This window comes from Gluconobacter sp. OJA (assembly GCF_039638325.1).
Taxonomy (GTDB): Bacteria; Pseudomonadota; Alphaproteobacteria; order Acetobacterales; family Acetobacteraceae; genus Gluconobacter; species Gluconobacter cerinus.
Genome location: NZ_JBDIWI010000001.1, coordinates 576,264 through 589,703, shown reverse-complemented (window position 1 = coordinate 589,703; position 13,440 = coordinate 576,264). Strand labels below are relative to the sequence as shown.

Sequence of the window (13,440 nt, the reverse complement as noted above, 5' to 3'; positions counted from 1 at the left end):
AGTTGCCGTTGCCGTTCTTCCTGTTACGATAAAGGAAGGATAATCCCGAGCTAACGGGACATCAGAGGAGCAGGGAACATCAGGTCATGAGAGTGGATCGCGGAAATCTGCCACAATGAACACGCTCGTGACGCTTCGCCACCACACGTCCTATCGCTATGACCGTCCCGTCTTTCTGGGCCCTCAGACCATCCGGCTGCGGCCGCCCGTTAACGCACGCAGCCCCGTCCTGACCTATGCCCTGAACGTCGGTCCTGGCGAAGGTCAGATCGCGTGGCGACTGGACGCCCACGAAAATACGGTTGCCGAAGCCATCTTTGCCGAGCAGGTCTCCCACTTCGATATCGAAGTCCGTATGACTCTGGATATCACGCCCTATGACCCCTTTCAGAAGGGCGGTCAGCCACTTTCACAGACACCGGACAATCCCGCCTACAGAGTGGCTACGTCTGATCCAGACCTGCTGGACGGCTTTCTTGAAGGTCAATTCCTTTCAGCGGGAGAAACAGATCTGGCTCGCCTGATCTGGCTCAATCGCAGACTGGCACAATCTCTGCACTATAAGACGCGCATGGAGCCCGGCACCTGGGCTCCAGCTGAGACCCTGTCCCGCCTGACGGGCTCATGCCGGGATAGTGCATGGTTAATGGTTGCTTTCGCGCGCAGGTTGGGCTTCGCAGCTCGGTTTGTCTCCGGATACCTGATTCAGCCAAAGCCATTGGATACAGGCAGTCAGACATTGACCTGTGACTTGCATGCCTGGGCTGAAATCTGGGTGCCGGAATCAGGATGGTTCGGATTCGACACGACTTCAGGTTTGGTCACAGCCCAGAACCATATTCCCCTTGCTGTTTCGGCGACACCGGAAGAGGCTGCCCCTGTTTCAGGGCTTCTGGATCACTGTCAGGCGCGGTTTGATGTCTTGATGGAAGCACAACATTTGCACAGAGAGACCAATACCTGACATCATGCTTCGCAAGAGCTGCAATAAGGTGCCGAAACAGTGAAGCTTTTCTCATGTCAGTGCTGCCAGCAGGCTCTGTATTTCGAAAATATTGCGTGTGAATCCTGCCATCATCCCGTGGGCTATCTCCCTGGTTTAGCGACGCTGACTGCGCTGGAACCGACCGGAACGGGCCGCTGGCACCCCGTGGAAGAACAGGTCCAACATGCAGAACTCGTCTACTGTGCGAACCATTCCTATGACGCCTGCAACTGGCTGACGACACCAGACAGATCCGGCAGGCCCGCCATCTGCTTTGCCTGCCGCTTCAACCGGACAATTCCCAATCTCGACAATCCAAAAAATCTCGAACGCTGGCGGAAGATAGAAGTCGCCAAACATCGGCTGTTTTACACGCTGCTTCGCCTCAAACTTCCAATCCGGAGCCGTTGGGAAGACCCTCATAACGGTCTGGCGTTTGATTTCCTGGACGATGCCGCAGACGGCTCTGCCCCCATTATGACCGGCCATAACAACGGTCTGATTACTTTAGCCATCCGAGAAGCGGATGACGCTGAACGCGAGCGTATGCGGGTGGAGATGGGCGAGTATTACCGCACGCTTCTCGGTCATTTCCGGCACGAGATTGGACACTATTACTGGAACGTTCTGGTTCGGGACGCAGGGCGCTTGGAAAGTTGCCGCGCGGTATTCGGCGATGACCAGCAGGACTATCAGGAGGCCCTGCAAAATCATTACAACAACCCACCGCCGGAAGACTGGCGGGAACGGCATGTCAGCATGTATGCGACGTCCCATCCTTGGGAAGATTTTGCAGAAACATGGGCCCATTACCTCCATATCGTTTCCACTCTGGAGACCGCATGGGCGTATGGCGTGACCATTCATCCCGTTCTGCCGGATGCATCACCCCTCTCAACCAACGGCCCGGGGAACGATCCGTATCTGACGTCCACATTTGACGAAATCATGGAGGCCTGGGTCCCCCTGACATCAGCAGTCAACAGCCTTAACCGCTCCATGGGCCTCTCAGACTTTTATCCCTTCGTGCTGACGTCCGGAGTGCGGGAAAAGCTGGCGTTTATTCACTCCCTGATCCGGGAGACACAGGCGCTCGGTTAGGAGACCGCCTTTCCTGTCCCGAATTGGCGCGTGCGCATCTGCCGAGCCTGATGAATGAAGTACAGTTTGGCGCCCGTCATACGGACAGACCTGAACACAAGATAAACCGGCGCGGTCAGCGCCGTGCGGGAAGAAAGCGGAATATAGGTGATCTGCCCCGCATGGTGCTGCTGCATGGAGTGCGGAACCACGGAAATCCCCAACCCCCCGGCTACAAGACTGAGGGCCGCCATGAGTTGCGGTCCTTTCTGGCGGATATTGGGCATAAAACCTGCCCCGAGGCAGGCATCCACGATCGTCTTGTACAGACCGTTGTTGTACTGGCTTTGATAAAGAATGAAGTCTTCATTCTCCAGATCAGCCAGCCTGAGCCCCTCTGGTGGAGGATTGTCCGCAAGGGGATGGGCCTTGGGCACAGCCACAACCATGGGCTCTTCCAGAATCAACTCCACCATAACGTCCGAAACATCCGGGATGGACGCCCGGACAAACGCGACATCCACCAGATCGTCTCGCAAAGCGCCGAGCAACTGACTGGAATTTCCCTCCGTCAGGCCAAGCGTGACATCCGGCCAGCTTTCGCGAAAATACCCCAAAACGGCTGGTAAACTGGGGTGGCACATTGCTGAGTTGGTGAAGCCGACCGATAGCTCCCCGCTCTCGCCCCGCACGACACGACGGACATCTTCAACCGTCTCGTCTACACGGTCGAGAATGTCATAAGCTCCCTTGAGCATACTGCGTCCGGCAGCCGTCAAGCGCATCCCTTTGGCATGACGCTCAAAAAGTTGAACACCCATGGTTTCTTCGCAGGAGCGCAACATCCGCGTGAGAGGAGGCTGCTGAATCCCCAGCCGTTCTGCGGCTCGTGTCAGGGTGCCTTCCTCCGCGATGGCAACAACGGCGCGGAAATGACGGAGCTCAACCATGCGATACCTTTAAGGTATGATGAAACCTGTATGGAAATATTGGATCTAACAGTTTTCCTCTCTAAAGTCCGCACGCCTTCTCACATACGGACAGACAGGACGCCCCCATGACCGACAAGATCCCCGCTACCCTTCTCGCCGGTGATGGTATCGGACCAGAAATCATGGCGTCTGTCACGACAGTGCTTGATGCTCTGGGAGCGCCTTTTGTCTGGGATCATCAGAGCGCAGGCATGGGCGCTCTGGAGAGCCAGGGAAGCGCCCTGCCTGATGCGACGCTGGAAAGCATTGCCCGTACGGGCCTGGTGCTGAAAGGCCCGTTGACAACGCCTGTTGGAAAAGGCTTCCGCTCTATCAATGTGACACTTCGTCAGCAGTTTGATCTGTATGCGAATGTGCGTCCGACGCAGACCATCGTGCCAGGCGGTCGTTATGAGAACGTCGATCTGGTCGTGATCCGGGAAAACGTTGAGGGCCTTTACGCCGCCATGGAACACTACATGCGCGTTGGGGACGATCCGGAAGCTGTGGCATACGGTGCCGGGTTCAACACGCGAGCGGAATGTAACCGGATCGTAAGGTTTGCGTTCGAATACGCTGTGAAGAACGGCCGCAAGAAAGTTACGCTGGTTCACAAGGCCAATATCCTCAAGATCCTGAGCGGCATCTTTCTGCATGAAGGCCGCCGCGTAGCCGCAGAATATGAAGGCCGCGTGGAACTTGAAGAACGCATTGTCGATGCCTGCGCGATGGAACTTGTCATCAAGCCGGAAAATTACGACGTTCTCGTCACGACCAATCTTTTTGGCGATATCCTGTCTGATCTGGCTGCGGGGCTTGTCGGCGGCCTAGGCATGGCACCAGGCGCGAATATTGGCGAGAAAATGGCTGTTTTTGAAGCCGTTCATGGCTCAGCACCTGACATTGCAGGTCAGGGCATTGCTAATCCGCTCGCACTGATGATGGCAGCCAGCATGATGCTGGCCCATGTGGGACGTCAGGACCTGTCCGCCCGCCTTGATGTCGGCATGAAGCAGATCCTGACGACAGACAATATTCGCACCCGCGATCTTGGCGGCACAGCTACAACAGAAGACGTCACGCAGGCCCTCCTGCGCGCCATTCACTAAACCAGACGACACGACCAGCAGGGAACACACATCATGAAACAGGTTGGACGCGATCTTCTGGGCAGCCAGCGCGACCTGTCCGTTGACGGACAGACCTATCGCTATTTCTCTCTTCCCGTGGCCGCGGAGAAGATCGGGGACATTTCCCGCCTTCCCGTCAGCCTCAAGGTTCTGCTCGAAAACGTCCTGCGTTTCACGGACGGCACGAGCTACAAAACTGAAGATGCCCAGGCCATTGCAGACTGGCTGCAGTACGCTGGCTCGACGCAGGAAGTGCCGTTCAAGCCATCCCGTATTCTGATGCAGGATTTCACAGGCGTTCCGGCTGTCGTCGATCTGGCCGCCATGCGCGATGGCATTCTGGCGCTCAACGGAGACCCGCGGAAGGTCAATCCGCTTGTGCCGGTTGATCTTGTGATCGACCATTCCGTCATGGTCGACGTGGCAGGCCGTGCAGACGCCCTTCAGCAGAACGTTTCTCTGGAATTCGAGCGGAATGGCGAACGTTATGCGTTCCTCCGCTGGGGCCAGCAGGCATTCGACCAGTTCCGCGTTGTGCCACCGGGTGCGGGCATTTGCCATCAGGTCAATCTGGAGTACCTGTCCCAGGTCGTCTGGACCAACACGATCGACGGCGTGACCTATGCCTATCCGGACACGTTGTATGGCACGGATTCCCACACCACCATGGTCAATGGGCTGGGCGTTCTGGGCTGGGGCGTTGGTGGTATTGAAGCCGAAGCCGCGATGCTCGGCCAGCCAATTTCCATGCTCATTCCGGATGTCGTCGGTTTTCGTTTGGACGGCAAACTTCCCGAAGGCACCACAGCTACAGACCTCGTCCTGACCATCACGCAGATGCTGCGCGCCAAGGGCGTTGTCGGCAAATTTGTCGAGTTCTATGGCCCCGCACTGGACCATCTGCCTGTCGCAGACCGCGCCACCATCGCCAATATGGCTCCGGAATACGGCGCAACCTGCGGCTTCTTCCCGGTCGATGCGCTGGCACTGGATTACCTGCGCCAGACCGGCCGTGACGAACACCGTATTGCGCTTGTTGAAGCCTATCTGCGGGCGCAGGGCATGTTCCGTGATGCGTCCACGCCAGAACCGGTCTTTTCCTCTACGCTCTCACTGGATCTCAGCACCGTTACGCCATCCCTCGCAGGACCAAAGCGCCCACAAGACCGTGTAGAACTGCGCTCTGCCTCTGAAGCTTTTGAACAGGCCCTGACGGAGACACTCGGCGTCAAACCGGAAAACACCATCGTCACCGCTCCGGTCGCTGGAACGGATTACGCGCTGGAGCATGGTTCAGTCGTCATTGCAGCCATCACGTCCTGCACCAATACGTCCAATCCGGCCGTTCTGATTGCCGCAGGACTGGTTGCCCGTAAGGCACGTGCGTTCGGCCTCAAGCCCAAGCCATGGGTCAAGACCTCTCTCGCGCCGGGGTCGCAGGTTGTGACCGATTATCTGGACCGTGCAGGCCTAACAGCAGATCTGGATGCGTTGGGCTTCGAAACCGTTGGGTATGGCTGCACGACCTGCATCGGAAACTCAGGCCCGTTGGCCCAGCCGATAGTTGATGCCATTGAGGGACATAACCTAGTGGCGACATCTGTCCTGTCCGGCAATCGGAACTTTGAAGGCCGTATTTCACCCAACGTTCGCGCAAACTACCTCGCAAGCCCGCCACTTGTGGTTGCTTACGCGCTGCTCGGGACGATGCGTCAGGACATTACGACAGCCGTTCTGGGTCACTCGCCAGACGGCAAGGCCGTCTATCTCAAGGATCTCTGGCCCTCCAACCATGATGTTGCAGAACTGGTTGGGTCCGCGGTTACCCGGGATGCCTTCGTTGAGCGGTATGGTCGTATCACGGAAGGCACGCCGGAATGGCAGGCGCTTGGAACAGCCAGTGATTCAGCCACATTCAAATGGCAGCCTGGCTCCACGTATGTGCAGGATCCGCCATATTTTTCTGGCCTGACAGCTGACCCACAGACAACGAGTGACATTTCAGGCGCACGCGTTCTGGCGCTGCTTGGTGACAACATCACCACCGATCACATCTCGCCTGCCGGTTCGATCGCGACGTCCTCCCCTGCAGGCGAATACCTTCAGGAACATCAGGTCGCGGTTAAAGACTTTAACTCCTATGGGTCACGCCGCGGCAATGACCGTGTGATGGTCCGCGGCACCTTCGCCAATATCCGTATCCGCAATGAAATGGCGCCGGGTACCGAAGGTGGCATGACACGTCATCAGCCGGACGGGACACTCATGTCCATCTATGATGCGGCCACGCGCTACGCTGACGAAGGAACACCGCTTGTCGTGTTCGGCGGCAAGGAATACGGCATGGGCTCATCCCGCGACTGGGCCGCGAAAGGCACGCGTCTCCTGGGTGTCAAAGCCGTCATCGCCGAGAGCTTTGAGCGCATTCACCGTTCAAACCTTGTGGGGATGGGCGTTCTGCCACTGACGTTCGAACCTGGAACGACGCGCAAGACACTGAATCTGGATGGGACCGAGACCATCAATATTGCGGGCATCAGTGATCTGACTCCTCGCAAAACGTTGGTTATGACCATCACCCGTCGCGATGGCACACAGGAAAATGTTCCTCTTCTGTGTCGCATCGATACGGTGGACGAGGCAGATTACTATCGCCATGGCGGCATCCTGCCTTACGTCCTGCGCGGTATGGCTGCTGCCTGAACAAAAAAGGCTCTGCCCCCGACAAGGGGACAGAGCCAAAGCAGGAAAATACCGTGTCTCAGGCTGTAAGAGACAGGCCTGCGTCGTTCTGAGGGGCCAGCTTGTATGGTCCGCCAGCCTTGATCTGCAGAGCAAGAATGGCAATGCTGTTGGAAGGGCGGCTGCCAAGCGGCAGAAGGCCACGACCAGCTGTCCAGCGCATGTTACCCTTCTCCGGATTACTCCAGCCTTCCAGCGCCTCAGTCTTCAGATGAGCTGTAATCCGGTGAGTACGGCTCTCTTCAAACAGAGTGATATCACCAATCAGAACGCCGAGGTTGCGTCGGTCATCTACAAACGGGCCGATAACGTCACTCGGGCGGCTCGTTCTGGAGACAATCCGCACGCTTTTGACGTTGGCGGGGATCATGAACATGACACGGTCATTGGCTTCGCGGGTCTTGCGAATAACCGTGCCGGTGTCCGTCACCAAGTGAAGATCGGCATCTTCCGTAAGAGGCGCATCTTCGGAAACCGTCTCTGAGCAGACCGTGCTGGCACGCGCATCAAACTGGTGGAATAGCGGCTCCACAAACTCACGCCTGACATCCAGCGGCGCATTACCGTCTTCAGCCCATGTTTTAGCACGACCACCCAAGGCGACGACATTGCCGCTTTGAGCAAACGAGCGACGATTTCCTGTGTCCAAATAGCTCTCTGTAAGAACACCATTCGCGGTGATAACGGAGTGCTGCTCCGTCTCTACATGGTAATAGTCGTAAGACGTGATGCTCTTGTCGTAAAAAATTGAGCGACCGTTTACGAGCATCCGCACAGGTACGAATTTACCGTCGAAGAACAGACAATGCTCAGCAGTGATCAACAGGTCTTCATAGGGAACACCATCTGAGATGGCATTCTTGAGAACACGGACCGGATAACCAGCTTTGTCATTAGGCAGCCCTGGGCAGACAAAGGCCTTTTTGGTTCCAACCCACACGACCGGACGATTTACTTCGGCCTGAGCCTGCCAGTCATAAACGGTAACTTCATCGCCAATGCAGATATCTTCAACAGCGACCTCTCCCTGTGCAGTGCGGACCATTGATCCCCGCAAAAAGCACACGACAACCAGTGTTCTCAGATAAGTTTTGCCGTTGATCGTCGAAACCGTGAAGGTCGTTCCTTCATTGGCTGCCGGGAGCTGGAATGAAGATGTTCCGGAAATGGGTACGCCTTGATTGGTCAGTGTATAAACGCCGTTCTCATACGTATAACCGTCTGCCGTCAGGCCGCTGAGAATGATTGTATCATTTTCTTTAATATTTGTAATGTAACTAATAATACTTGGCGTTGTTCCTGCTGCAATTTCAAGCGTTCCACCGCCGCCTTCGTCGAACTGGATAAGTCCTGTTGTTGTGGTTGCATAACCACCAAGAACTACAGTGCCGCCATTACCAATAATTATTTTCGATCCGCCAGTGATCGAAACTGAGTTATCGAGAGATAGAGATCCCCCTCCACTCACTGTGACTGCTGCACTTTCGGATGCAGTTCCAATTGTCCAATTTGAAGCAGTTACAACAGAATTATTATCTACAATAACACTTCCTGTTGTTGCTTGACTTGCATCTGGAACAGGAAGTCCAGTATAAAATGCCGCCCCAGATATTTTTCCAGAATTTTCTATAGTTACTACGCCGTTCTGCGCACTGACGACAGACTGGCTACCCCCTGTTGGGGTAAAAATTACTGACGCTACCATTGTTTTCTCCTGCCTCTAGCCAGATGAGATCTGCAACTCACCGCGCCTGTTTTTTTGAAGCATGAGAATTTTGGCCACCACTCCCATATGGTAGTGGATGTTTGCTTTTTTTTGAATATTTTTGTCTGATGATTCCGGCTTCAAAAGAAAGAATCCATTAAATGGAAAATCATATTTTTATTACAAAAAATATCTACAAAACTATTGAAGACCGTTCTGAATGGAAGGAAGCCTTAGTAAATATCGCAAAATACTGCACAGATAGCAGTTTTGGCGGCGCATCTTTAATTCCATTAGACGAAGATATGTCTGATTGGCGGTTTGGCTCCAATCAGGATCCGAAAACAGAAGAATTATATTACAATCACTGGCGAAACAAATCACCTCTATCTGTCTATACAAGAAAAAAAATAGAGAATGACTTCCTGTATGTTGATGACAGCTTCTTATCTGACAAACAAATCGACAAAATACCGTTTTACATGGAATTTTTAAGGGAATTTGGTGTTCGAAGAATACATCATGCCATGTTCAAAACTGAAAATGGGAATAGGTTTCTACTGTCTGTACAGTCTCCAGACGGATTAACAATACAATCAAGCGCAATCATCAAGCAAAACCTGACACGAATAATTCCGCACGTTATTCAAGCAGTTGGAACCGGAATCTCCTTTAACAAGAGCAAGAATTTTCATGAAATATTTGAGAATTCCTTTAAAGAAATGCCGTTTGGAATTGCTCTTATTAATTCAGAAAATAAAATTGTATATGCGAACAACAACCTAATCCGGATGGAATCCGATGGAATTTTTATAAAAAACAACACAATCCAAGTGAAAAGTTCTGATGGTAACAGTAAATTTTCTCGCATCCTCTCTGGATCCGGCGACATTCACAATCCCATAAAAATAAAAACCGAAACAGATAAGATTTTCTTTGCAAAAGTAATAAACGTTTCATCCAAAATGGAACAAACCAGAATGGTTATTTTTTCTATTCACAGAGTCAATTCTGAAACAGAATCTATCCTGAGCAACCTTTTCCTTACAGCGTCTCAATCAAAAATTGCCTGCCTGATCGCGAATGGGAATTCCATTAAGGACTCTTCTTTGAAAATGAATATCACCGAAGGAACTGCCCGACAGATGGTCAAAGACATTTTTGTCAGGTTAGGCGTCAATAGCCAGAGCCAACTTACGGCTTTTGTTAAGAATATAAGCTTTATAGCTTAGATTTTATTACATACCCCTGCATCAATAGTACCAAAATGATGCAGAGGCAGATTAACAGATCTTCTTATACAGCATCTACCGTCACAGCTGACGGCGCATTTTTCTTAACGGATTCAATCCCGGCATTCCGCGCACTCTCGCTGCTGTACGCCTGACTGCTGCCAATCACCTGCCCGTTTGAAGCCTTCAGATTGAAGAATGGCTTTCCAGACGCTGAAATCTTGCGCTCATAATGGGCGTCGTCAGGGGCATGCTTCTGAACGGAAGCAATACCATTCACCGCACTGGCTTTCTGCTTGTACCCTTCACTGGCAAGAATATTCTCTCCGTTAGCTGCTTTCAGGCGAAAACGATATTCGCCAGCAGTGTCGGTATAGAGTTCAAATTTTGCACTCATGATCGAGCTCCTTTCAGAACAGCATTCATCAGCAGACCCCCCATACCAGATTCAAGAAGACCTGCTGCTGTGAGCCTGCCACAAAAAGTGCTGAAAAATCGAGTCTGCTCTCAAGCCCGACGGGCAAGTGCCAGCTTAAGGCTGAACAGCAAGAAAACGCTGCCGGTCAGGCGGTCCATACGCCGTACGACAGTCGGGCTGGACAGAAAGCGTCCAAGGGGAATGGTCAAGGCGACCAGCAGCCCAAGCCATGCAAAAGACAGCAACGCCTGGATGGCGGTTAGCAGAAGCGAAAATTCGCGCACGTTGACATGGGGCGGAATGAACTGCGGCATAAACGTCATGTAAAGGACGCCAACCTTGGGATTCAGCAGATTGCTCAGCAAACCGCGCCGAAAGGCCAGTCCTGCCTCTGGACGGTTCGTCGGCTGCTCAACGGCTGCTTCAGCCTCTTCTTTCGACAGGGATGATCGGGGATGTAAAAGCAGCTTGATGCCTATCCATCCCAGATAAAGCGCCCCCGCCCATTTGACGGCTGTGAATGCCGTCTCTGATGCTGCCAAAAGTGCAGTCAGGCCAAAAGCAGCTCCCAAGCCCCAGACGCCAAGCCCAAGACAGATTCCCATAACGGCTGCCAGCCCGGCTTTCCAGCCAGACGTCGTGGCCGTCCGGAGGGTCATGGCGGTATCCAGGCCCGGCGTAATGGTGAAAACGGCGGCAGTCAGTGCGAACGCAAGGAGGGGGAGCAGATAAGGATGCATGGCCTGAACCATATACATCCTTTCCGTTCTCCCCAAGGCCTCACCAATTATGCCTGCACAGGCAAGCGGATCAGGTAATCAAAGGCAGACAGGGAGGCCTTTGCGCCCTCACCCATGGCAATGACAATCTGCTTGTAAGGCACTGTTGTCGCGTCACCCGCCGCGTAGATGCCAGGCACCGAGGTTGCGCAATGGTCGTTGATTACGATCTCACCATATGGGCTCAGATCCAGGGTCCCCTTCAACCAGTCCGTATTTGGCAGCAGACCGATCTGAACGAATACACCGTCCGTCTTGATGTGGTGCAGGCCACCATCGGCATCGCTGTAAGTCAGGCCCGTGACTTCCTTGCCATCACCTTCGATCTTCGTGGTGAGCGCACTCATCAGAACCGTGACATTAGGCAGGCTCAGCAACTTGTCCTGCAACACCTTATCTGCCTTCAGATGCGCACCGCGCTGCAAAAGCGTAACGTGTGAGACGATATTCGCGAGATCAATTGCAGCTTCAACACCGCTATTGCCACCGCCCGTCACAACAACAGGGCGTCCCTTGTAGAACGGGCCATCGCAATGCGGGCAATAGGCCACGCCCTTGGTGCGATACTCCTCTTCACCCGGAACGCCTAGCTGGCGCCACCGTGCACCGGTTGCCAGAATGACCGTCTTGGAATGCAGGCTCGCCCCACTTTCCAGAGCGATCTCATGCAAGCCACCGATCTGAGCCGCCGGAACAAGTTTTGCTGCTTTCTGGGACGCGATGATCTGTACGTCGTACTGGCGCACATGGGCTTCAAGCGCAGCAGATAGCTGTGGGCCTTCTGTTTCCTTGACGGAAATGAAGTTCTCGATGCCAGCCGTATCCATCACCTGACCACCGAAGCGGTCCGCAACGAGGCCCGTCCGCAAACCTTTACGTGCAGCATAAATCGCTGCGGATGCACCCGCCGGGCCCGCGCCCAGTACCAAAACATCAAATGGTGCAACGTCGTTCAGTTTGGCAGCCGCACGCTCAACAGAAGACGCATCCAGCTTTGCCAGAATATCCGCGACTTCCATGCGACCAGAGGCAAATGGCTGCCCATTCAGATAGACCTGCGGCACAGACCGAATGCCAAGGCGTTCGACTTCTTCCTGAAAATCCGCCCCATCAATCGCGACGTGATGGATTTTCGGGTTCAGGACGCTCATGGCGTTCAGCGCCTGCACCACATCCGGGCAGTTCTGGCAGGACTGGGAGAAATAAGTCTCGAAATGGAAATCCCCGTCCAGCGCTTTGATCTGCTCAACAAGATCACCGTCGATCTTGGGCGGATGGCCGCTCACCTGAAGCAGCGCCAAGACCAGCGAGGTAAACTCATGCCCCATCGGGAGGCCGGCGAATGTCACGGCTTCAACCGAACCGGCCCGGCGAATCAGGAAAGATGGGCGGCGGGAAGCAGTTCCGGCGTCGGAGAACGTCACCTTGTTGGACAGGCTGGCAAGGTCTTCCAGCAATCCACGCACTTCGGCGGAGCGCTCGTCGGTGCCAAGGGTAGCTTCCAGCACGACGTCACTGCGCAGATATTCCATATAGGCGCGCATCTGGGTTTTCAGGTCGTCCTGAAGCATCGTTTTCTCCAGCAATTTAAAATTGGTGAAATCTTGAAGAGCCCTGCCCCGATGAAAGGGCAGGGAATGGTGAGGCGATCCCGCCTCACCCGGAAAAATCAGATCTTGCCGACGAGGTCGAGAGAAGGCTTCAGCGTTTCGCCGCCTTCCTTCCACTTGGCCGGGCAGACTTCACCCGGATGCGTGGCGACATACTGAGCGGCCTGGATCTTCTCCAGCAGTTCCGTCGCGGAGCGGCCAACGCCACCAGCCGTGATTTCGATGTACTGAACCTTGCCTTCCGGATCGAGCAGGAACGTGCCGCGATCAGCCAGGCCAGCTTCTTCGATCAGAACACCGAAGTTGCGGGAGATTACACCCGTCGGGTCGCCCAGCATGGTGTACTTGATCTTGCCAATAGCCGGGGACGTGTCGTGCCAGGCCTTGTGCGTGAAATGCTTGTCCGTGGAAACGGAATAGATTTCAACGCCCAGCTTGTCGAAAGCTGCCTGATTGTCAGCCAGATCTTCGAGTTCCGTCGGGCAGACGAACGTGAAGTCTGCCGGATAGAAGAAGAAGACGGACCACTTGCCACGGACGTCTGCATCCGTGACCGTCAGGAATTCGCCGTTGCGGAATGCATCGGTCGAGAACGGGGCCAGTGTGGAGTTAATGCGAACCATCAGAAGGTCTCCTGCTTTGTCGCTCGTGTTAGGTTGCGGAACCTATGTCCCACAAAATGAGAAGGTCAGGAAACAGTTCCTGTCAATATGATTGATCGGTCAAACCGAACAGAGATCAAACCCTCATCACCACTACCTATTTCATATCAGCCCCACTGACCAGTC

11 protein-coding genes are annotated in these 13,440 nt (G+C 54.1%); 5 read left to right on the top strand and 6 right to left on the bottom strand.

The features are described 5' to 3' along the window. Window positions 1–115: 115 nt before the first annotated feature. Both ABDK75_RS02700 and ABDK75_RS02695 read left to right on the top strand, forming a co-directional pair. Complete coding sequence (locus ABDK75_RS02700) at window positions 116–964, top strand: transglutaminase family protein (RefSeq protein ID WP_346004907.1); 849 nt, start codon at window positions 116–118, stop codon at window positions 962–964. Window positions 965–1,003: 39 nt separating this feature from the next. Further along, the gene (locus ABDK75_RS02695; RefSeq protein ID WP_346004906.1) at window positions 1,004–2,086 is read left to right on the top strand and encodes a putative zinc-binding metallopeptidase; all 1,083 of its coding nucleotides are present in this window, start codon (window positions 1,004–1,006) and stop codon (window positions 2,084–2,086) included. On the opposite strand, the gene ABDK75_RS02690 is transcribed toward ABDK75_RS02695, so the two are convergent. Then, window positions 2,083–3,015 carry a LysR family transcriptional regulator gene (locus ABDK75_RS02690; RefSeq protein WP_211509396.1) on the bottom strand — a complete coding sequence of 311 codons (933 nt, stop codon included), beginning with the start codon at window positions 3,013–3,015 and terminating at the stop codon, window positions 2,083–2,085. The two genes, ABDK75_RS02695 and ABDK75_RS02690, sit on opposite strands and share 4 nt — an antisense overlap. A 107-nt stretch (window positions 3,016–3,122) precedes the next feature. Here ABDK75_RS02690 and ABDK75_RS02685 point away from each other — a divergent pair, with 107 nt between their 5' ends. Both ABDK75_RS02685 and acnA read left to right on the top strand, forming a co-directional pair. Continuing rightward, a complete protein-coding gene (locus ABDK75_RS02685; protein ID WP_346004905.1) occupies window positions 3,123–4,145 on the top strand; it encodes an isocitrate/isopropylmalate family dehydrogenase in 1,023 nt (340 codons plus the stop codon). A 33-nt stretch (window positions 4,146–4,178) separates the two neighbouring features. Then, window positions 4,179–6,869 carry an aconitate hydratase AcnA gene (acnA, locus tag ABDK75_RS02680; protein ID WP_346004904.1) on the top strand — a complete coding sequence of 897 codons (2,691 nt, stop codon included), beginning with the start codon at window positions 4,179–4,181 and terminating at the stop codon, window positions 6,867–6,869. Window positions 6,870–6,927: 58 nt separating this feature from the next. Here the strand turns inward: acnA and ABDK75_RS02675 are convergent, their stop codons facing one another. Further along, window positions 6,928–8,613 (bottom strand): Hint domain-containing protein, encoded by a 1,686-nt coding sequence (locus ABDK75_RS02675; RefSeq protein ID WP_346004903.1) that lies wholly within the window; start codon window positions 8,611–8,613, stop codon window positions 6,928–6,930. Window positions 8,614–8,774: 161 nt separating this feature from the next. On the opposite strand from ABDK75_RS02675, the gene ABDK75_RS02670 reads away from it, so the two are divergent. After that, window positions 8,775–9,845 (top strand): LuxR family transcriptional regulator, encoded by a 1,071-nt coding sequence (locus ABDK75_RS02670; protein WP_346004902.1) that lies wholly within the window; start codon window positions 8,775–8,777, stop codon window positions 9,843–9,845. A gap of 64 nt (window positions 9,846–9,909) precedes the next feature. Here ABDK75_RS02670 and ABDK75_RS02665 read toward each other — a convergent pair whose 3' ends face one another. From ABDK75_RS02665 to ahpC, 4 genes are all read right to left on the bottom strand, one after another. After that, entirely contained in the window at window positions 9,910–10,242 is a 333-nt protein-coding gene (locus ABDK75_RS02665) for a YegP family protein (protein WP_064274707.1), read from the bottom strand. A gap of 110 nt (window positions 10,243–10,352) precedes the next feature. After that, window positions 10,353–11,015, bottom strand: coding sequence for a LysE family translocator (locus ABDK75_RS02660; protein ID WP_346004901.1), 663 nt, complete (start codon window positions 11,013–11,015; stop codon window positions 10,353–10,355). A 35-nt stretch (window positions 11,016–11,050) separates the two neighbouring features. Next, window positions 11,051–12,613, bottom strand: a complete 1,563-nt coding sequence (gene ahpF / locus ABDK75_RS02655; protein WP_346004900.1) for an alkyl hydroperoxide reductase subunit F — start codon at window positions 12,611–12,613, stop codon at window positions 11,051–11,053. Between the two features lie 98 nt (window positions 12,614–12,711). Beyond that, a complete protein-coding gene (gene ahpC / locus ABDK75_RS02650; RefSeq protein ID WP_046900770.1) occupies window positions 12,712–13,275 on the bottom strand; it encodes an alkyl hydroperoxide reductase subunit C in 564 nt (187 codons plus the stop codon). Window positions 13,276–13,440 lie beyond the last annotated feature (165 nt).